The organism is Pseudomonas sp. Sample_22 (assembly GCF_004307635.1).
Classification (GTDB): Bacteria; Pseudomonadota; Gammaproteobacteria; order Pseudomonadales; family Pseudomonadaceae; genus Aquipseudomonas.
The window spans coordinates 1-18,389 of sequence record NZ_RCNY01000031.1; the positions used below are offsets into that span (position 1 = coordinate 1).

Below are 18,389 nucleotides of genomic sequence, written 5' to 3' on the forward strand. Positions count from 1 at the left end.
GTTTCGACTGCGCCGGAAGTGGGGCGAATTATAGACACCTGAGATCTGCCGTCAAGCGTTGATTTGGTTTTTCTATCAGGTTGAGCAAATTCACTGCTTATATATAGACGCGCCATCAAGGAATGCGCAGTATATTGCCCAACACAACAATTACGCTCCAGCTTCACCCTACTTTGGACGATGCCTTTCAATGAATGACCAGCCTCGCAGTCTTGCCTCGACCCTGTTCTCGGTCGGCCTGCTTTTAATAGCCATGGCATCGATCCAATCCGGAGCTTCCCTGGCGAAAAGCATGTTCCCAGTTATTGGCGCCCAGGGGACCACCACTTTGCGCTTGATATTTGCCAGCGTGATCATGCTGCTGCTCCTGCGCCCATGGCGTGCGAAGCTCAGCGCCAAATCCCTGCGCACTGTCATCGTCTATGGCATGGCACTGGGCGGCATGAACTTCCTCTTCTATATGTCACTGCGCACAGTACCCCTGGGTATCGCCGTGGCCCTTGAGTTCACCGGCCCATTGGCCGTGGCCATTTATGCTTCACGCCGTGCCATCGATTTCCTGTGGATTGCTCTTGCAGCGGTTGGCTTGCTATTGCTGATACCGACCGGCGCGACAACTGCGGGTATCGACCTGGTAGGTGCCGGTTACGCACTGGGCGCTGGTGTTTGCTGGGCACTGTACATTCTGTTCGGGCAAAAAGCCGGAGCCGACAATGGCGTACAGACTGCTGCGTTAGGGGTGATGATTGCCGCCCTGTTCGTAGCACCGATAGGCATAGTTCACGCCGGCGCCGCGCTGCTGACCCCGTCACTGATTCCAATTGCCATCGGTGTCGCCATTCTGTCCACTGCCCTCCCCTATACCCTGGAGATGGTCGCTCTCACACGTATGCCCGCCAGAACATTTGGCACATTAATGAGCATCGAACCGGCATTTGGCGCGCTGTCAGGTCTGTTGTTCCTCAATGAGTACCTGTCTTTGTCACAGTGGATGGCTATCTTGTGCATCATCCTGGCATCCGTTGGTGCAACCATGACCATGGGCAGCTCCGCCAAGCCTGCCATTGCTGCCGATTGATGCAAGATTTGACGAGCCTCTGGTATTTGCCGCTCATTTAGGCCATGTTTAGCCCCGCAACCCAATGTCAGCCATGGACTTTTGAAGAAAGGGATATCAACACGCTTCATGCGAAAGCGAATACTGCCAGACCGGGCGCGAGATCCGGGACAGCAACAAGGACAGCAATGAAACGAATTTTGATTTTGATCGCCGTACTCGCGATTGCGGGCTGCTCAGCGACATCGAAGACCCAGGTCAAACATGGCAGGAAAGGGCTGCACATCAACTGTTCAGGGCTGTCGTCCTCTTGGGATCAGTGCTACGCCAGTGCCACCAACTCGTGCGCACCGAAAGGGTACAAGGTCATCGCCAAGTCAGGCGATGCGGTTGAAGAGCCCGGTGACTATCCGTTTGGCCTCAATCCTGCCGGTTATACCAGTCGCAGCATGATCGTCATCTGCAAATAGATTGCGAGTTGTCAGGTTCTCGGACTCGCCATTTGCCGTCCGATTTCATCGTAACTGGACTTCAGCACGGTATGCTGAAGCTCCGTAGTGGCGAGCATCCTCGCCACCACCAACGCCCCGATACATTGCGACAGGATGGCCCAAGCCAGGCTGTCGCTCTCCAGCACCTGCGCCCAGCTCTCCTGCAACCGACAAATCCAGTGCTCAGCCTCCTGGCGAATCGTCACGTCGGAACGGGCTATCTCCGCACCCAATGCCGGCAGTGCACAGCCCGTTTCCGGATGTTCGACGTGGGACATGCTCAGGTACTGCTTCAAGCAACGCTCGAGCTTGTCACGATCCTGCTCCGCTCCCAATCGCTCCAGACTTTGCCTCAGTTCACGTTCGACAACTGAAGCAAACAACTCGTCCTTTGAGGAGAAGTGGCTGTAGAAAGCCCCGCCACTCAAGCCGATCGCCTTCATCAAGCCATCCACGCCCACCGTCGAAAAACCGGATCTCTTGGCCGATACCGCACTGCTCTGCAGTAGTTTTTCCCTGGTTTGCAGCTTGTGATTAGCTGAGTAACGCATGGCCTTTCCCTCAGAGTTGATCGTCTTGACGCCTGTCGAATCGTAGCATAACGTTCGTTTAGTTAACGATCGTTTACCAAAGGGCTCTAGCCATGAATAACAAGAAGGTCGTACTGGTTGTTGGTGCTGGCGATGCCACCGGGGGCGCTATTGCCAAGCGTTTTGCCAAGGAAGGATTCACAGCCTGTGTCACCCGTCGCAGCGCAGACAAACTCCAGCCGCTGGTTGATTCGATTCTGGAGGACGGAGGACTGGCTCACGGCTTTGCCTGCGATGCACGCAAGGAAGAAGAAGTGGTGGCATTGATCGAGCAGATTGAAAACGACATTGGCCCCATCGAAGCGTTTGTCTTCAATATCGGCGCAAACGTGCCTTGCAGCATTCTGGAAGAAACCGCCCGCAAGTATTTCAAGATCTGGGAAATGGCCTGTTTTTCGGGATTTCTCAATGCCCGCGAGGTAGCCATTCGCATGGCCAAGCGACAACGGGGAACGATCCTGTTCACCGGCGCCACCGCCGGCATGCGCGGCGCCGCCGGGTTTGCCGCGTTTGCCGGAGCGAAGCACGGCATTCGTGCCTTGGCGCAAAGCATGGCCCGTGAACTGGGGCCGATGAACATTCACGTCGCCCATGTCATCGTTGATGGTGCGATCGATACCGATTTCATCCGCGACAGCTTTCCCGAAAAGTACGCAACCAAAGACCAGGACGGCATTCTCAACCCCGAGCATATTGCCGAGAACTATTGGTACCTGCACAGCCAGCCTCGCGACGCCTGGACCTTCGAGCTGGACCTGCGCCCATGGAGCGAACGCTGGTAAGCCTTCCCCCCCTACAACAACAATCAGAGCGCAACGACCATGAGCAAAACCGTGGAGTTTTACTTCGACCTGGGCAGCCCCGCCACCTACCTGGCGTACACCCAGTTGCCCAAGATCTGTGAACAAACCGACAGCCAACTCATCTACGTTCCGATTCTGCTTGGTGGCGTTTTCAAAGCCACCGGCAATGCCTCCCCGGCGACTATTCCGGCCAAGGGGAAATATATGTTTCAGGACCTTGACCGCTATGCCAGACGATATGGCGTGCCGTTGAAGTTCAACCCGCATTTCCCGATCAACACCCTCATGCTGATGCGTGCCGTCACTGGCATGCAGTTGCGCCATCCGCAGCGTTTTTTGGCATTCGTCGATTGTCTGTTCAAAGCGCTCTGGGTTGATGGTCGCAGCCTCGATGAACCGGCAACGGTCGCCGCAGTATTGACTCAAAGCGGCTTCGATCCCGACGAAGTGCTGGCTCTGACCGCCGAGGAAGAGATCAAAGCCGCATTGAAGGTCAATACCGAAAAAGCAGTACAGCGCGGTGTATTTGGTGCGCCGAGCATGTTTGTCGATGATCAGCTGTTCTTCGGCCAGGATCGATTGGACTTCGTTCTTGAAGCCCTGAACTAGATCTCGATAACCAACCGTCCCTGCGCTGCTCCCGATTGCAGCAGCTCATGGGCGGTCTCGGCGTTTTGCAGGTTGAATCGGCGCGGATCGAGTATGGGCTTGAGCTTGCCTGCCTCGATCAAACCTGCCGCTTGCCGAAGTATCTCGCCGTGATGCTCACGCCCCTCGTCCGTCAGCAATGGCAGCAAAGTGAACACACCTGAATAGGTCGCCCCACGAAACGAGAGCGGCGCGAGGCTGTGCTGTCCCCACCCAAGGCAACTGAGGACATGTCCGTGATACACCCGCGCAGCCTTGAAAGAGAGGTCCAGGGTTTCACCGCCCACCGTGTCGTAAACGATATCGAAGCCCTGCCCGGCTGTGTATTGCGCCACGTACTCTTCGACTGAAGACTGGCGGTAATCAATGAACGTTGCGCCCAGGTCCTCGATAGTTTCCCGGTGTCGCGCAGAGCCCGTGGCAAAAACTTCGGCCCCCAATGCACGGGCGATCTGCACCGCGACATGACCGACACCCCCTGCCCCACCGTGAATCAACACTTTTTGCCCTGCTCGCACCTGCGCCCGGTCGACCAATCCTTCCCACGCTGTAATCAACACCAGCGGCAACCCGGCCGCTTCGCGCATGTTCAGATTGCCCGGTTTACGCGCCAATAGCCGTGCATCGACCACCGCGTACTCGGCCAGCGACCCCTGAACGCCGCCAATCCCCGTTGCCATGGCATAGACCTCATCACCCGGCACCCAGCCGTTTACGCCCTCCCCCAACGCTGCAACGATACCCGCCAGATCCATGCCCAACACGGCCGGCAACGGTTGCCGCGCATGAGCGGCCTGGCCCGCACGAATCTTGCCATCCAATGGATTCACCCCGCTGGCCGCGACCCGTACCAGGACCTGCCCCACACCTGGAGCTGGCTTGGGAATGGACACCAAGCGTAGCGGCGCATTAGCCGATTCAACAATCAGTGCACGCATTTGCATTGAGTCAGTCATTTCGCATACTCCCGTCAGAGGTGGTTGTAGGAACGATCTTCAACCTTCCAACGCATGCCGATAAGACGCCAGATCGCTATAGTTCGTATGCCGTTAAAGCATTAATGAGGCGTCTCGTGGATAAATTAAACGCAATGGCGATCTTCGTCCGAGTGGTCGAACGCGGGAGCTTTTCCGCCGTCGCTCGAGAGATGCAGACCAGTCAGCCAACCATCAGTAAAGTGCTACGCGCGCTGGAAAGCGAACTGGGCGGAAAACTGATCGCTCGCAGTACCCGCAAGTTATCGCTGACTGACGAAGGTCAGCGTTACTACGATCAATGTCGGCAAATACTGGCTGCCGTGGACGCTGCCGAACACAGTTTCCAATCTGGGCGGGAGACCATCGCCGGCCCTTTGAGAATCGGTTCTTCCGTCAGTTTCGGGCGCCTGCAGATCGCGCCGCGCCTGCCCGCGTTTCTCGCGCGTTATCCCGGGATTCAGATTGACCTGCAACTGAGCGATCAAAACCAGGATCTGGTCAGCGAAGGCCTGGATGTCACGTTCAGGATCGGTGCGTTGAACGACAGCGGCCTGATTGCACGGCAGATCGGCACCACTCACCGGCTAACCGTCGCGACGCCGCAGTACCTGGCACAACACGGCGAACCGCAAACGCCGGAGGATCTGCGCGAGCACAACTGCCTGCAGTTCAATCTGCTGACCAGTCAAAACCTGTGGGTTTACGACCATGGTACTGGTCGTCATGAAGTGCGGATCAAAGGCAATGCGCAGAGCAACAATTCCGAAGCCATTCGCGAAATGGTGCTGGGGGGATTGGGGATTGCATTGTCGCCAGTGTGGCTGTTCAGCGAGGATTTGAAAGCAGGGAAAGTGACCGCGATTTTGCAGGACTACAGTGCGCAGTCACTGCCGATACATGCTGTGTCCCCGGCGAATCGTCGCCAATCCGCCAGGGTCAAAGCCTTTGTCGACTACATGAGCCAGGCGCTGGAGGCAGCGCCCGAGCTGCAAGCAATCAAATAGCCGCGGTGCGTGTGTTCAGCCACTCAAGGGCGGCGCCGTCGAGCAACGGGCTCAAACGCTCCCGCACTTGCGCGTGGTAAGCGTTGAACCATTGTTTTTCCTCTTCGTTGAGCAACGAGGTTTCGAGGCAACGGGTGTCGATCGGGCACAGGGTCAGGGTTTCGAACTTCAGGAACTCGCCGAATTCGCTGCTGCCTGCTTCGCGGTTCATCGCCAGGTTTTCGATGCGCACGCCCCAACGACCAGGACGATACGTACCCGGCTCGATGGAGGTGATCATGCCCGGCAGCATCGCGGTTTGCGGCGCCGGCGCGGCCTGGTAGGCAATGACTTGCGGGCCTTCGTGAACATTGAGGAAGTAACCGACACCATGGCCGGTGCCGTGCCCGTAATCGACATTTTCGGCCCAGATCGGCGCCCGGGCGATGGCGTCCAGCAGTGGCGACAGAATGCCTTTCGGGAACTGCGCGCGGGACAAGGCAATCACGCCCTTGAGCACACGGGTGCAATCGCGCTTCTGCTCGTCAGTCGGCGTTCCCACCGCCACCATCCGGGTGATGTCGGTGGTGCCGCCGAGGTATTGACCGCCGGAATCGATCAGCAGCAGACCGTCACCTTCGATCACTGCGTGCTCTTCTTCGGTGGCGTGGTAATGCGGCATGGCGCCGTTGGCGTTGAATGCGGCAATGGTATTGAAGCTCAGCGACACGTAATCCGGTCGACGTTCACGGGCAGCGGTGAGTTTTTCGTCAATGGTCAGTTCAGTAATGCGTTCGCGGCCCAGTGCCGAGTCCAGCCAGGTGAAGAATTCGCACAGTGCCGCGCCGTCCTGTTCCATGGCCCGCCGAATGTGTTCAGCATCGGCCAGGCTTTTCTGCGACTTGGCCAGGGTCGTCGGGTTCAAGCCCTCGACCAGTTTGACGCCATCGTTCAGGTTATCCAGCAAACCTGCGGTTACGCGAGCCGGATCGACCAGCAGGCTTGCGCCGTTCGGCACCGCGCGCAAGGCGTCGGCCACTTCGCTGTAGTCACGCAGGGTCACGCCGTCCTGTTCAAGGACCGTGCGCATCTCGGCGTCGACCTTGCTCAGCGCCACAAACAGGGTCGCCTGCTGCTGGCTGATCAAGGCAAAAGATACGAAAACCGGGTTGAACGAGACATCGCCGCCGCGCAGGTTGAACAGCCAGGCGATGTCATCGAGGGTGGCGATGAAATGCCAGTCAGCGCCACGTGCCTGCAGGGTTTCACGCAGCCTGGCGAGTTTTTCGCCACGGCTGACTGTCGCCTGCGGAGGCAAGTGTTGATAGATCGGCGCGTTCGGCAGCGTCGGGCGATCGCTCCAGACTTCACTCAACAGATCGATGTCGGTGCGCAGGCGTGCACCGCGCTCTTCGAGTTTGCCACCCAAGGTACGCGCCGAGGCCACGGCCATTACCGCACCATCGACCGCCACCACGCCGCCTTTCGGGGTTTGCTCGGCGAGCCAGTCCAGGGGGCTTGGCTGACCCGGTTGCAGCTTGACCAGTTCGATGCCGCTGCCCTTGAGTTCCTTCGTTGCCTGTTCCCAATAACGGCTGTCGGCCCAGACTCCGGCAAAGTCCGCAGTGACGATCAGCGTGCCGACCGAGCCATGGAAACCCGACAACCATTGCCGCCCTTGCCAGTAACCCGGCAGATATTCGGACAGGTGCGGATCTGCCGACGGCACCAGCAAGGCGTAAATGCCCTCCCGGCTCATCAGCTCGCGGGTATGCGCCAGGCGCTGAGGCACTGATCCTGTAATCGAAAACTGCGTATTCATCATGACTCCTGCTAACCACTCATCATTATTGTTCAGTGCCGATCAATGCCGGCGCTTTTCGCCTTACTGCCAGAATGCCGGGGCACTGGTGCAGGCCGTTTTAATCAGTTGTCCGGCTTGATCGATATCCTGCTCGGTGGTGAAACGTCCGAGGCTCAAGCGAATGGTGCGACTCGCCGAACGGGCGTCATGCCCCAGCGCCAGCAGCACGTGGGACGGCGCATTGCTCGCGGAATTACAGGCCGAGGTCGCGGAAAAAGCGATCGACGCGAGCAAAGCCGTTGAGTTGAACTCGCCTTCACCGAAGGTCAGGCTCAAGGTGTGCGGAATGCGTTGGGTCGGGCTGCCATTGAGTCGCACGCCGGGCATGCTCAGCAGCTGATCGAGCAAGCGCTCGCGCAGACCCGCGATCACGGCTTTTTCTTCGTCGAAAGCAGCCGCAGCCAAGGCAAAGGCCGCCCCCATGGCGGCAATCTGGTGGGTTGCCAGGGTGCCGGAGCGCAGGCCACCTTCGTGCCCGCCGCCATGGATCTGGGCCAGCAAACGCGGGCGCGCCCGCGGGCCGACGTACAACGCACCGATGCCTTTGGGGCCGTAGAGCTTGTGCGCCGAAAACGACATCAAGTCTACCGGCCACTCGGCCAGATCGATCCTGACCTTGCCCGCGCCCTGCGCCGCGTCGACATGCAACAGCGCACCGCGCTCGCGCACTACCTGGCCGATGGCCGGGATGTCGTTGACAGTGCCCAGCTCGTTGTTGACCAACATCAACGACACCAGAAAGGTGTCTTCACGCATGGCCTCGCTGACCGCTTGCGCGGTGATCAGACCATCGGCGTCCGGCACCAGGTAGGTCACTTCGACGCCGCACTCCTGCAGCTGACGGGCAGTGTCGAGGATTGCCTTGTGTTCGATCTGACTGGTGATGATGTGACCGCCGGCGACACCGCGCGCCTGGGCCACGCCCTTGAGGGCCAGGTTATTGGATTCGGTGGCACCGGAGGTCCAGACGATTTGCTCAGCCTCGGCGCCTACCAGCTCGGCGACCTGGCGCCGCGCTTGCTCGACCGATTGCCGGGCCTGTTGACCGAAAGCGTGGGAGCTGGACGCGGGGTTGCCAAAGTTGCCGTTGAAGCCCAGACACTCGACCATGACCTTGATGACTCGCTCATCCACCGGCGTGGTGGCGGCGTAGTCGAAATACAGCGGACGTTTATTCATAAAAGACTCGCAGAGCGTGTTCCGGGATCAGGAGGCTCGTGACTGCAAACGGCGAAACGCAGCCTTGTGAGCTGCGTGCGGTTTTCAGAACGTTACCAATACCTGATCGGATGCCGTTAAAGAAGTACAACTTCATTTAAAAGTGCGTAGGAACGCTCCTGAAAAGTGAGCTTAACAGGCATCGGGCAATCGATTGAAGCAATGCGTCAGTTGAAGCTTTCGAGCAGGATCGGATACAGCGACGCCACCAGCAATGCAGCCATGCTCCAGTTGAACAGGCGCAGCCAGCGGCGATCCTTCAAAACGTTGCGCAGCAGCGTGCCGCATGCCGCCCAGACACCGACGCTGGGCAAGTTGATCAGGGCGAAAACCGCCGCAATCACAATCACATTGGTGAAATAACCCTGCATTGGCGTGTAGGTGCTGATTGCACCGATCGCCATGATCCAGGCCTTGGGGTTGACCCATTGGAAAGCGGCGGCACCGAGGTAGCTGATCGGTTTCGCCTCGCCCTTCGCACTGTCCGAGACCGGCCCCGAGTGCGCGATTTTCCACGCCAGGTACAACAAATACGCCGCGCCGACGTAGCGCAATACGGTGTAGAGCAAGGGATAAGTCTGGAACACCGCGCCCAACCCGAAACCCACCGCCACTACCAACACGAAGAAGCCGCAGGTGATGCCGAGCATGTGGGGGATCGTGCGGTTAAAGCCGAAATTCACGCCGGATGCCAACAACATGGTGTTGTTCGGGCCGGGCGTAATGGAGGTCACAAGAGCAAACAGGGCAAAGCCCAGCAGCAGATCAAGCGAGAGCGTCATGGGGGTGCAGTCCATCAGGGTCGGTCAGGTATAGACCCTATCGCACACCCTCGGTGAAACCCATGGACAGTTGGGAGAAAGTTGAACCCGTACAGTTTTTGCTCAGCTCTGACGACCGTGCAGCTGTACAGCTCGTTCGGCGTTCATCTCGCCCTTTCTGTCGAACCCAAAAGTCTTTTGCGGCTGCCCGAGCAGTTCCGCTTTTTTCGCGTGGTATTCATCGAACGACAAGCCGCGACGATTCAACGCTTCCAGAGCCAATTGCCGGGTTTCTTCGGCGGTGTAGGGCCGCAGTTCCGGGGAGACATGGCTGGCACATCCGGCAAGTACGGAGATCGCAAGCAGCAAGAAAGTGGCGATGAAAGTTTTCATGTTCGGCGTCCTGGCATCTGGGTTCGGGGCAATGAACACAGGCTACTCGCGCCATTGGATGAGCAGAAATCAACCGTCTCGATAGTCGCTATCGAGTTTTCCTGATGCTTGACTGATTCGAGCTATATAGTCGTAACAGTTCTATACGTGCTTTTTTATGACTTTTTAGGAATAACAGACCGCGTTTATAACACTGTTGCCCGAACCCTTCGCCAGTCTCGCCGGGCGCGGCCTCACCATCCTGGCAGGGCCGTTCGGCGAAATGATCGCCAATAATGTATTGCTCACCCAACCTACGGCTTGATCCTCGCCGTTCTTACAGGACAAATACCAGGCCAAGTGCTGAACAGTGGCATTGATGCGCTACGCCTGTCGGCAGCCTGGTGTAATGGGTGAACTTGAAACCTGCTGAAGATCAAATCTAAGGATCGCAGCCTTCGGCAGCTCCTACACTTGATGGTCCTGCTAGAAAGCAGCGAATTCACAACAAGAACAGGGAGAACCATCATGAGCGTTAAACCCATTCCCGAGGGCTATCACAGCATCACGCCGTACCTGGGCATTGCCAAAGCCGCTGAAGCCATCGACTTCTACAAAAAAGCCTTCGGTGCCATCGAAGTCATGCGCCTGTCGATGCCGGACGGCGGCATCGGACACGCCGAGCTGCGTATCGGTGACTGCCCGATCATGCTCGGCACGCCGTGCGATCAAGGGCCGTTGAGCAATCCGGACAACTCACCGTCGGTGGGCCTGCATGTGTATGTAACCGATGTGGACAAGTCCTACAAACAGGCGATCGACGCGGGTGGCACCGTGGTGTCCGAGGTCAAGGATCAGTTTTACGGCGACCGTACCGGTACCTTGAAGGATCCCTATGGGCATCTCTGGTTTTTGGCTACCCGTAAAGAGGACCTGACTCAAGAGCAGATTGAGCAGCGGGCCAAGGAGATGTTTCAGCAGGGCTGAAAGCTTCGGTGCCTGAACAGGCCTCATCGCGGGCAAGCCCGCTCCCACAGGGATTGATGGCGTGCACATCATGCGTGAGCGCCGGGATACCTGTAGGAGCCGGCTTGCTGGCGAGGGTCGTTGACGATTACGCGTGATGTCTGGTTGAACGCGGGGTATTCATCGCCAGCAAGCCGGCTCCTACGGGGAACGAAGAAGAAAGACAACGCGAAACATTTTCTTTCATATCACCCTTCGGGATTTTGGGTGCTCATCCGTCCTATATAGATGCAGTCCTGTCGCCCAGGCAAAAGCCACGGCCGGGCCTTTCATGGACCTCATCGCTGCGAAGCCCGTAGCAGAGGCCTTTCATCGATATAAGACACCCTCATCATGTCGAAGAAATCCCGTTCAAAACTCTGGTTCCTGGTCCATAGCTGGCTGGCGCTGCCGATCTGGTTTTTTGTCCTGATCGTCTGCGTGACCGGCACACTGGCCGTGGTCAGCCAGGAAATCGTCTGGCTGGCCAACCCGCAAATGCGCGCCAGCCAACCGTCGGACGATGCGCCGCGGCTCAATTACGACCAGATCGTCAGCGCGATCAAAAAGGCCGAGCCCGATATCATCATCGATAGCATCAGTCGTCCCGACGAGTCGCACTTTGCTCTCGACGTAAGCGTCAATTATCCCGACGGGCGTTCACTGACGGTCTACGTCAACCCCTACACCGGCGCCATTCAAGGCCCTGCTCCGCAGTTCAACTTCAAGGCGTTTACCCGTGCGCTGCATGGCTGGTGGCTGGTGCCGTTCACCAATGGCTATAGCTGGGGCTGGTATCTGGTGTCGTTCCTCAGCCTGCCGTTGCTGGCTTCGTTGATCACCGGGCTGGTGGTGTACAAGCGCTTTTGGAAAGGTTTCTTGCGCCCGACCCTGCGCATTCGCCACGGCGCGCGGATTTTCTGGGGTGATTTTCACCGGCTCAGCGGCATCTGGTCGATCTGGTTCATCGCGGTGATTTCCGTCACCAGTACCTGGTTCCTGATCGAAGCGTTCATGTTCGACAACCAGATTTCCATCTCCACTGCTCCGGTGGCGGCTGTGGTGCCGCGTGAGAACGTGCCGCTCACCGCGGATGGTTCGGCGGCGCCGATGATCAGCCTGGAGGCCGCGATTCGTGAAGCCAAGGCGCGCATTCCCGGCCTGGACGAAAGTTTTGTCAGCATGCCGGCCAACGCCTACAGCTACCTGTCGGTGGGTGGTCGCAGTTGGTATCCGTTGATGTTCCAGACCGCCGATATCAACCCGTACAGCGGCGAGGTGGCTGCCACGCGCCTGCTGTCGGACCGCTCGGGCCTGGAATTCGTGACCGAGTCCATGCGTCCACTGCACACCGGTGATTTCGGTGGATTGTGGATCAAGCTGATCTGGTTCTTCTTTGGCCTGCTGCTGAGCATGATGGTGCTCAGCGGTCTGTTGATCTGGACCAAACGCACCGCCCTGGCTACCGCCAATGCCCTCAAGCGCAGCCACAAACGCCCGCGCAACGAAAGTGTCCCGGTGACCAGCCGTGAAAGCACGGAGGTCAGTCAATGAGCCTGTTCGCCGCGGAAAAACCGGGCTCGGCACTGAGCCGCTTTTGGCACAAATGGCGTTTCCACATCAACGTTCTGCTATTACTGGTGCCGCTGGGCTTCATGCCCAAGTACTTCGCCGACGCCGCACTGTTTCGCGGTGACACCGGGCTTGGCGAGCGAGAAATCGGTGAAGTTCAGGTCGGCCCGTGGAGCGTACGTCTGGCTGAGTTGCGCGATGAAGCACCACGGCCCGATGGCCCGGCCGGCCACATGAAAAGCTTCAATGCCGCGCTGTGCGACAGCTGCCGCGAGCAGGTCAAGGCCACTTACCTGCGCATCGGCAAACCCCGCAGCCTGCGCGCCGCCGGGGTGATTTTCTTCGGCACGCCGTACCGCATGGGCGCCATGTTGCCGATTCCGGAAAAAACCAAAGCCGACGCCGAACTGTGGATCACCATGGAAGGCTGGGACGGCTCCATGCATCAGGCATCCATTCCTCTGAGCCAGGCATCGCCCGCCACCATCGCCTGGTTGAGCATTCAAGGAGGCAAACCATGATCAACGTTATCCGTCCTCTCAGCGCTGCGCTTGTATTGTTTTGCGCCGGTTTCAGCGCCAGCGCCCTGGCCCACAACCCGATGTGCGAATGCAAGGCCATCGACGCCGAGCAGATCAAGTGCACCGGCGGTTTCTCCGACGGCAGCGGCGCACCCGGCGTGACCCTCGACGTGATCGGCTATGACGAAACCATTCTGGTTCCAGGCAAGCTCGGGGCCGATTCGACCCTGACCTTCAAGAAGCCCGGCGCCGAGTTTTATGTGCTGTTCGACGCAGGCCCCGGCCACGTGGTCGAAATCGACCAAGCGGACATCGAGGCGCCCGGGACATGAGCATGAGTCCGCCAACCACGCAAGTCGTCCGCCCGGCCGGTGCCGGTCATGAAACGCTCTACGTATTGCTGCTGTGCCTGATCATTCTGGCAGTAGCCGGGTCGGTGGTCGCCTGGCGCGGTGAGTCGCAGGAAGCGAGCAGCGTCAACAGCCATCAGCTGGATGCCCGACGCGACCTCAGCGCTTCAGAACAAGGCATCTACGCCGATCTGCGAGTGACGCTGGACGAAATTCACTTGCTGCGCCAGGAACAACACACCCTGCCGGCACCTGAAACCCTTGCCGCTGAGGGCTTCGCGCCGTTTGCCCGGGACGCCAGTTCGGTCAGTCGCGGCGGCCATGCCTGGCAATTGCTCGATGCCAGGGCTTACTTCGGCCAGAGCCAGGTTGCCAGCGTGGCCGGCTCGTTTCTGATGCGCCTGACCGCCGAGGATGACGCGCCGGACATCTGGCTCAACCGTGCCACCGACCTCAAGCCCCCTGCCGACCTCAGCGATGCCGCGCTCGAAAGCGCCGGCTGGCAGCAGATCGTCGCGCAATTCGATGCCGGCGTGACCCGCCAGCACCGGCACTGAACCCTCGCTTTCACCCGAGAGAAGACCGCTTTCCCATGCCTATTTCATCGCTACGCTCGATTCTGCGCCTGACACTGGTCGGCCTGCTGGCCTGCCTGCTGACACCCCTGGCCAGCGCCGAGGAGGCCAAGCGCCTGCGCATCGGCATCACCCTGCATCCGTATTACAGCTACGTGGCCAACATCGTCGGCGACAAGGCCGAAGTGGTGCCGCTGATTCCTGCCGGTTTCAATCCCCATGCCTACGAACCTCGCGCCGAAGACATCAAGCGCATCAGCGGCCTCGATGTAATCGTGCTCAATGGCGTGGGCCACGACGACTTTGCCGACCGCATGATCGCCGCCAGCGAAACGCCGAAGGTGCCGGTGATCGAAGCCAACGAAAACGTACCGCTGCTGGCCGCCACCGGCGTCGCTGCGCGCGGTGCCGGCAAGGTGGTGAACCCGCACACCTTCCTGTCGATCAGCGCGTCGATTGCCCAGGTCAACAACATTGCCCGGGAGCTGGGCAAACTCGACCCGGTTAACGCCAAGGCCTACACCGAAAACGCCCGCGCCTACGGCAAACGCCTGCGCAAAATGCGCGCCGATGCCCTGGCCAGACTGACCCAGGCTCCCAACGCCGAACTGCGGGTGGCCACGGTGCACGCGGCCTACGACTATCTGCTGCGCGAATTCGGCCTGGAGGTCACCGCCGTGGTCGAACCCGCCCACGGTATCGAACCAAGCCCGAGTCAGTTGAAGAAAACCATCGACCAACTGCGCGAATTGGACGTGAAGGTGATCTTCTCGGAGATGGATTTCCCGTCGTCCTATGTCGACACCATTCAGCGTGAATCCGGGGTCAAGTTGTATCCGCTGTCCCATATTTCCTACGGCGAATACACCGCCGACAAGTACGAAAAGGAAATGACCGGTAACCTCAACACCGTAGTGCGGGCGATTCAGGAGTCAGGCCAATGACATCGAAGGAAACCATCCTGGCCGACACGCAAAGCCCTGTAGGAACGAGCCTGCTCGCGAAGGCGTCCGGTCAGCCAGCATCACTGTCAACTGAAACACCGCAATCGCGACGGTGCGACGATTCGACAGGCTCGCTCCTACAGGGGGTAGGGCCAACGCTGGATTTCGCAGAGGTCAGCCTGACGTTGGGTCGCACGACGATCCTCGACAAGGTCAGCTTTCAGGTTCGGCCCGGCAGCGTGCATGCACTGGTCGGCCCCAACGGAGGCGGCAAGAGTTCGTTGATCAAGACCTTGCTCGGGCAGATGCCGCATCAGGGTCGCCTGAGTCTGCAATGGCCGGGCGAACCGGGGACCATCGGTTATGTGCCGCAAGCCCTGGAGTTCGACCGCGGCCTGCCGCTGACCGTCGACGATTTCATGGCTGCCATGTGCCAGCGCCGCCCGGCCTTCCTCGGTGTGAGCAAGCACTACGCGGCGGCGATTGGCGAGGCGCTGGAGCGGGTCGGCATGCAGGACAAGCGCAAGCGGCGCATGGGTGCACTGTCAGGTGGCGAACGTCAGCGGGTGTTGTTGGCGCAAGGGCTGATTCCGGCGCCACAATTGCTGGTGCTCGACGAACCGATGTCAGCCCTCGATGAGGCCGGTATCCAGGTGTTCGAGCGTTTGCTCGGCGACTGGCGTGCGGCGGGGATCACCGTGTTGTGGATCGAGCACGATCTGGAGGCCGTGGGCCGTCTGGCCGATCACGTTACCGGTCTCAATCGCCGGATACTGTTCGACGCCACACCGAAACAGGCGCTGACGCCGGACCGTTTGCTGAGCCTGTTTTCGACCCACCCGCGGAGCGTTGCCTGATGAGTTACGAAGCTTTTCGCCTGATGGTCCAGGGCTGGGCATCGTCGGGTTATCTGCCTGAGGCGCTGGCCTATGGATTTGTGGTCAACGCGCTGCTCGCCGGCCTGCTGATCGGCCCGGTACTGGGCGGTCTGGGCACGCTGGTGGTGGTCAAGCGCTTCGCGTTCTTCTCCGAAGCGGTGGGCCACGCCGCACTAACCGGCGTGGCCATCGGCATCTTGCTCGGCGAACCCTACACCGGCCCTTATGGCAGCCTGTTCGGCTACTGTCTGCTGTTCGGCATCCTGCTCAACTACCTGCGCAACCGCACCGGCCTGGCACCGGACACCTTGATCGGCGTGTTCCTGTCGGTGTCCCTGGCGCTGGGGGCGAGCCTGCTGCTGATTCTGGCGGGCAAGATCAACGTGCACATTCTGGAAAACGTGCTGTTCGGCTCGGTGCTGACAGTCAACGGTAATGACTTGCTGGTGCTGGCCATCGTCGGCTCGCTGGTGATGGCCCTGGCTTTGCCGCTGTACAACCGCATCATGCTCGCCAGTTTCAATCCGCAACTGGCGGCGGTTCGCGGTGTAGCGGTGAAGTCGCTGGATTATCTGTTCGTGATTCTGGTGACGCTGATCACCGTCGCCGCGGTGAAAGTCATCGGCGCAATTCTGGTCGGTGCCCTGCTGGTAATTCCGGCCGCAGCGGCACGGTTGCTCAGCCAATCGTTGAAAGGCTTTTTCTGGTGTTCGGTGCTGATCGCCACGATCAGCACACTGTGCGGGATTCTCGCGCCGATCGTCTTCGACCTGCCGATCCCCTCTGGTGCCGCGATCATTCTGGTGGCCGGTATCGCCTTCGCCCTGGCCGCCATCGCGCGCGGCGTCGTCCCCAGCCTGAAAGGGAACCTTGGATAAATGACTTTTTCTCTGCGCCAATTGACCCTGGCGATCACCCTGTGCGGGCTGACTACCGCCTCTTTCGCCGCTGACAACAACAAACCGCTGCGCGTGATCGCGTCCTTGCCGATCACTTATGGCTTGGGCGAAGCGCTGCTCAAAGGTACCGACGTCAGTCTGCAACGCGCAGCGCCGGACAATCTGCCCGGCAGCCGTCAGACCGCCTACTTCACCGGACGGGGCGCTCCGGCGCTGGCAAAACTGGCGGCCGACGCCGACGCGGTGATCGGCCTGCGTTCGTTGTGGCCGGATGATCCGCTGTATCCGATCTCACGGCGCAGCAACATCCGTATCGTCGAAGTCGACGCCGCCCGCCCGGTGGACGGCGCCCTGCCAGGCATTGCCGTGCAACCTGGCAACAAGGTCGATGGCTTGAACAGTCAGCCGTGGCTGGCCAGCAACAACATGGGACGCATGGCGGACGTGATGGCGGCGGACCTGGTGCGCCTGGCGCCCGAGGCCAAGCCGGCAATCGAAGCCAATCTGGCGACACTCAAACAGCGCCTGCTCAAGCTCAGCGCGCAAAGCGAGGCGCGCCTGGCTGCCGCTGACAACCTCAGTGTGATGAGCCTGAGCGATCACTTCGGCTACCTGATCGGTGGTCTCAATCTTGAGCTTGTCGGCCTTGATGCGAGGCCCGATGCCGAGTGGACGCCTGAGGCGTTGAAGGCGTTGGGGGCGACGCTCAAGGACAATGACGTGGCGCTGGTGTTGCATCATCGCCAGCCTTCGGATGCGCTCAAAGCAGTGATTGCTGAAGCCGGGAGCCGGTTGGTGGTGTTGAGTGTCGACGCGGCTGATCCGGTGGCGGAGTTGGAGGGCGATGTGGATTTGCTGATCAAGGGGTTGAGTGGGGCCTGACGGCAGGTCTGTGGGAGCGAGCTTGCACGCGATGGCTTCGTGTCAATTTGCGCATTTTTGATTCGTGTTCATTTCCGTTGCTGCGGTAACGGCGGCGAGCCTGCGCGCGATGGCTTCGTGTCAATTTACGCATTTTTGATTCGTGTACATATCCGTTGCTGCGGTAACGGCGGCTTATGGTTCCGCTCTTACAGCGGGTCACTTTGGAAAAGCCCCAAAGTAACCAAAGGGCTCTGCCCCACCATTCGGTGCCTCGCCAAGGCTCGGCATGCCCTCACTCCGGCATTGCTCCGGGGGCCCGCCGCCATCGGCCATCCATGGCCGGGGGCGGCTACCTCGGCATCCATGCCGAGGTGCCCCCTACGCAATACCTGCGTTCGGCCTCTGGAAACGGGGCAGGAGATCAAAAGCCAAAGCAAAGCAAAGCAAAGCAAAGCAAAGCAAAGCAAAGCAAAGCAAAGCATCAAAACTTCTTTGACTCGACAGCGCACACCCACCCAGAGTCAGGCCGGCCGGTAGGCCGCCTCGCTTTGGCTTTGGCTTTGGCTTTTGATTTTCTTGCCCCATCGAGAGGCCGAGTGGAGGTTCTGCGTAGTGGGCAACCCGGCATGGATGCCGGGTTAGCCGCCCCCGGCCATGGATGGCCGATGGCGGCGGGCCCACGGAGCAGGACCGGAGCGAGGGCATGCCGAGCCTAGGCGAGGCACCGAACGAAAGGGGCAAGAGCGTTTGGTTACTTTGCGCTTTTCAAAGTGACCCGCTGTAAGAGCGGAACCCTAAGTGGCCGTTACCGCAGCAACGGATATGTACACCTCACAACGTAAAAGCCGCCGCTACCACAGCAACGGATATGTACACCTCACAACATAAAAGCCACCGTTACCACAGCAACGGATATGTACACCTCACAACGTAAAAGCCGCCGTTACCACAGCAACGGATATGTAAACCTCACAACATAAAAGCCGCCGTTACCACAGCAACGGATATGTACACCAC

General features: G+C 59.5%; 20 protein-coding genes and 1 pseudogene. 15 read left to right on the top strand and 6 right to left on the bottom strand.

The window, feature by feature from the left end; all coding sequences use genetic code 11:
* Positions 1-190 precede the first annotated feature (190 nt).
* Together rhtA and D8U73_RS07060 are read left to right on the top strand one after the other, a co-directional pair.
* Positions 191-1,078, top strand: coding sequence for a threonine/homoserine exporter RhtA (gene rhtA / locus D8U73_RS07055; protein WP_056856313.1), 888 nt, complete (start codon positions 191-193; stop codon positions 1,076-1,078).
* Positions 1,079-1,245: 167 nt separating this feature from the next.
* Positions 1,246-1,527 carry a hypothetical protein gene (locus D8U73_RS07060; RefSeq protein ID WP_056856314.1) on the top strand — a complete coding sequence of 94 codons (282 nt, stop codon included), beginning with the start codon at positions 1,246-1,248 and terminating at the stop codon, positions 1,525-1,527.
* A gap of 11 nt (positions 1,528-1,538) precedes the next feature.
* On the opposite strand, the gene D8U73_RS07065 is transcribed toward D8U73_RS07060, so the two are convergent.
* Positions 1,539-2,099, bottom strand: a complete 561-nt coding sequence (locus D8U73_RS07065) for a TetR/AcrR family transcriptional regulator (protein WP_056856315.1) — start codon at positions 2,097-2,099, stop codon at positions 1,539-1,541.
* A gap of 92 nt (positions 2,100-2,191) precedes the next feature.
* Here D8U73_RS07065 and D8U73_RS07070 point away from each other — a divergent pair, with 92 nt between their 5' ends.
* Positions 2,192-2,920: an SDR family oxidoreductase gene (locus D8U73_RS07070; RefSeq protein WP_056856316.1), complete on the top strand. Its 729-nt coding sequence runs from the start codon at positions 2,192-2,194 to the stop codon at positions 2,918-2,920.
* Between the two features lie 39 nt (positions 2,921-2,959).
* Positions 2,960-3,550, top strand: coding sequence for a 2-hydroxychromene-2-carboxylate isomerase (locus D8U73_RS07075; protein WP_056856317.1), 591 nt, complete (start codon positions 2,960-2,962; stop codon positions 3,548-3,550).
* Here D8U73_RS07075 and D8U73_RS07080 read toward each other — a convergent pair.
* On the bottom strand, positions 3,547-4,545 hold the full coding sequence (locus D8U73_RS07080) for a zinc-dependent alcohol dehydrogenase family protein (protein WP_130904056.1): 999 nt from the start codon (positions 4,543-4,545) through the stop codon (positions 3,547-3,549). The genes D8U73_RS07075 and D8U73_RS07080 overlap by 4 nt on opposite strands.
* A gap of 104 nt (positions 4,546-4,649) precedes the next feature.
* On the opposite strand from D8U73_RS07080, the gene D8U73_RS07085 reads away from it, so the two are divergent.
* Positions 4,650-5,570, top strand: a complete 921-nt coding sequence (locus D8U73_RS07085; protein ID WP_177336603.1) for a LysR family transcriptional regulator — start codon at positions 4,650-4,652, stop codon at positions 5,568-5,570.
* On the opposite strand, the gene D8U73_RS07090 is transcribed toward D8U73_RS07085, so the two are convergent.
* The 4 genes from D8U73_RS07090 to D8U73_RS07105 all read right to left on the bottom strand — a co-directional run bounded on the left by D8U73_RS07090 (position 5,563) and on the right by D8U73_RS07105 (position 9,785).
* Positions 5,563-7,371 carry an aminopeptidase P family protein gene (locus D8U73_RS07090; protein ID WP_130904057.1) on the bottom strand — a complete coding sequence of 603 codons (1,809 nt, stop codon included), beginning with the start codon at positions 7,369-7,371 and terminating at the stop codon, positions 5,563-5,565. The genes D8U73_RS07085 and D8U73_RS07090 overlap by 8 nt on opposite strands.
* Positions 7,372-7,434: 63 nt before the next feature.
* The gene (locus D8U73_RS07095; RefSeq protein ID WP_130904058.1) at positions 7,435-8,592 is read right to left on the bottom strand and encodes an aminotransferase class V-fold PLP-dependent enzyme; all 1,158 of its coding nucleotides are present in this window, start codon (positions 8,590-8,592) and stop codon (positions 7,435-7,437) included.
* 206 nt (positions 8,593-8,798) lie between these two features.
* Positions 8,799-9,413 carry a LysE family translocator gene (locus D8U73_RS07100; RefSeq protein WP_056856322.1) on the bottom strand — a complete coding sequence of 205 codons (615 nt, stop codon included), beginning with the start codon at positions 9,411-9,413 and terminating at the stop codon, positions 8,799-8,801.
* Positions 9,414-9,515: 102 nt separating this feature from the next.
* Positions 9,516-9,785, bottom strand: a complete 270-nt coding sequence (locus tag D8U73_RS07105) for a hypothetical protein (RefSeq protein WP_056856323.1) — start codon at positions 9,783-9,785, stop codon at positions 9,516-9,518.
* 193 nt (positions 9,786-9,978) lie between these two features.
* Here D8U73_RS07105 and D8U73_RS29415 point away from each other — a divergent pair.
* From D8U73_RS29415 to D8U73_RS07150, 10 genes and pseudogenes are all read left to right on the top strand, one after another.
* Positions 9,979-10,089: pseudogene (locus D8U73_RS29415) on the top strand (hypothetical protein); the annotation flags it as partial.
* 203 nt (positions 10,090-10,292) lie between these two features.
* Positions 10,293-10,751 carry a VOC family protein gene (locus D8U73_RS07110; RefSeq protein WP_056856324.1) on the top strand — a complete coding sequence of 153 codons (459 nt, stop codon included), beginning with the start codon at positions 10,293-10,295 and terminating at the stop codon, positions 10,749-10,751.
* 372 nt (positions 10,752-11,123) lie between these two features.
* A complete protein-coding gene (locus tag D8U73_RS07115; protein ID WP_130904059.1) occupies positions 11,124-12,323 on the top strand; it encodes a PepSY domain-containing protein in 1,200 nt (399 codons plus the stop codon).
* Positions 12,320-12,862, top strand: coding sequence for a thiamine pyrophosphate-binding protein (locus D8U73_RS07120; RefSeq protein ID WP_130904060.1), 543 nt, complete (start codon positions 12,320-12,322; stop codon positions 12,860-12,862). The genes D8U73_RS07115 and D8U73_RS07120 overlap by 4 nt, the downstream gene beginning before the upstream one ends.
* On the top strand, positions 12,859-13,194 hold the full coding sequence (locus D8U73_RS07125) for a hypothetical protein (protein WP_130904061.1): 336 nt from the start codon (positions 12,859-12,861) through the stop codon (positions 13,192-13,194). Before D8U73_RS07120 ends, D8U73_RS07125 begins: the two co-directional genes overlap by 4 nt.
* A 2-nt stretch (positions 13,195-13,196) precedes the next feature.
* Positions 13,197-13,769, top strand: a complete 573-nt coding sequence (locus D8U73_RS07130) for a DUF6162 family protein (RefSeq protein ID WP_130904062.1) — start codon at positions 13,197-13,199, stop codon at positions 13,767-13,769.
* 35 nt (positions 13,770-13,804) lie between these two features.
* Positions 13,805-14,731, top strand: coding sequence for a metal ABC transporter substrate-binding protein (locus D8U73_RS07135; protein WP_130904063.1), 927 nt, complete (start codon positions 13,805-13,807; stop codon positions 14,729-14,731).
* On the top strand, positions 14,728-15,588 hold the full coding sequence (locus D8U73_RS07140; protein WP_130904064.1) for a metal ABC transporter ATP-binding protein: 861 nt from the start codon (positions 14,728-14,730) through the stop codon (positions 15,586-15,588). The genes D8U73_RS07135 and D8U73_RS07140 overlap by 4 nt, the downstream gene beginning before the upstream one ends.
* Positions 15,588-16,487, top strand: coding sequence for a metal ABC transporter permease (locus tag D8U73_RS07145; RefSeq protein ID WP_056856331.1), 900 nt, complete (start codon positions 15,588-15,590; stop codon positions 16,485-16,487). Before D8U73_RS07140 ends, D8U73_RS07145 begins: the two co-directional genes overlap by 1 nt.
* Entirely contained in the window at positions 16,488-17,390 is a 903-nt protein-coding gene (locus D8U73_RS07150) for a zinc ABC transporter substrate-binding protein (protein ID WP_130904065.1), read from the top strand.
* Positions 17,391-18,389: the final 999 nt, after the last annotated feature.

Coding starts and splice junctions, on each gene's coding strand:
- rhtA (WP_056856313.1), top strand. CDS start 191: ATGAATGACCAGCCTCGCAGTCTTGCCTCGACCCTGTTCTCGGTCGGC.
- D8U73_RS07060 (WP_056856314.1), top strand. CDS start 1,246: ATGAAACGAATTTTGATTTTGATCGCCGTACTCGCGATTGCGGGCTGC.
- D8U73_RS07065 (WP_056856315.1), bottom strand. CDS start 2,099: ATGCGTTACTCAGCTAATCACAAGCTGCAAACCAGGGAAAAACTACTG.
- D8U73_RS07070 (WP_056856316.1), top strand. CDS start 2,192: ATGAATAACAAGAAGGTCGTACTGGTTGTTGGTGCTGGCGATGCCACC.
- D8U73_RS07075 (WP_056856317.1), top strand. CDS start 2,960: ATGAGCAAAACCGTGGAGTTTTACTTCGACCTGGGCAGCCCCGCCACC.
- D8U73_RS07080 (WP_130904056.1), bottom strand. CDS start 4,545: ATGACTGACTCAATGCAAATGCGTGCACTGATTGTTGAATCGGCTAAT.
- D8U73_RS07085 (WP_177336603.1), top strand. CDS start 4,650: ATGAGGCGTCTCGTGGATAAATTAAACGCAATGGCGATCTTCGTCCGA.
- D8U73_RS07090 (WP_130904057.1), bottom strand. CDS start 7,371: ATGAATACGCAGTTTTCGATTACAGGATCAGTGCCTCAGCGCCTGGCG.
- D8U73_RS07095 (WP_130904058.1), bottom strand. CDS start 8,592: ATGAATAAACGTCCGCTGTATTTCGACTACGCCGCCACCACGCCGGTG.
- D8U73_RS07100 (WP_056856322.1), bottom strand. CDS start 9,413: ATGACGCTCTCGCTTGATCTGCTGCTGGGCTTTGCCCTGTTTGCTCTT.
- D8U73_RS07105 (WP_056856323.1), bottom strand. CDS start 9,785: ATGAAAACTTTCATCGCCACTTTCTTGCTGCTTGCGATCTCCGTACTT.
- D8U73_RS07110 (WP_056856324.1), top strand. CDS start 10,293: ATGAGCGTTAAACCCATTCCCGAGGGCTATCACAGCATCACGCCGTAC.
- D8U73_RS07115 (WP_130904059.1), top strand. CDS start 11,124: ATGTCGAAGAAATCCCGTTCAAAACTCTGGTTCCTGGTCCATAGCTGG.
- D8U73_RS07120 (WP_130904060.1), top strand. CDS start 12,320: ATGAGCCTGTTCGCCGCGGAAAAACCGGGCTCGGCACTGAGCCGCTTT.
- D8U73_RS07125 (WP_130904061.1), top strand. CDS start 12,859: ATGATCAACGTTATCCGTCCTCTCAGCGCTGCGCTTGTATTGTTTTGC.
- D8U73_RS07130 (WP_130904062.1), top strand. CDS start 13,197: ATGAGTCCGCCAACCACGCAAGTCGTCCGCCCGGCCGGTGCCGGTCAT.
- D8U73_RS07135 (WP_130904063.1), top strand. CDS start 13,805: ATGCCTATTTCATCGCTACGCTCGATTCTGCGCCTGACACTGGTCGGC.
- D8U73_RS07140 (WP_130904064.1), top strand. CDS start 14,728: ATGACATCGAAGGAAACCATCCTGGCCGACACGCAAAGCCCTGTAGGA.
- D8U73_RS07145 (WP_056856331.1), top strand. CDS start 15,588: ATGAGTTACGAAGCTTTTCGCCTGATGGTCCAGGGCTGGGCATCGTCG.
- D8U73_RS07150 (WP_130904065.1), top strand. CDS start 16,488: ATGACTTTTTCTCTGCGCCAATTGACCCTGGCGATCACCCTGTGCGGG.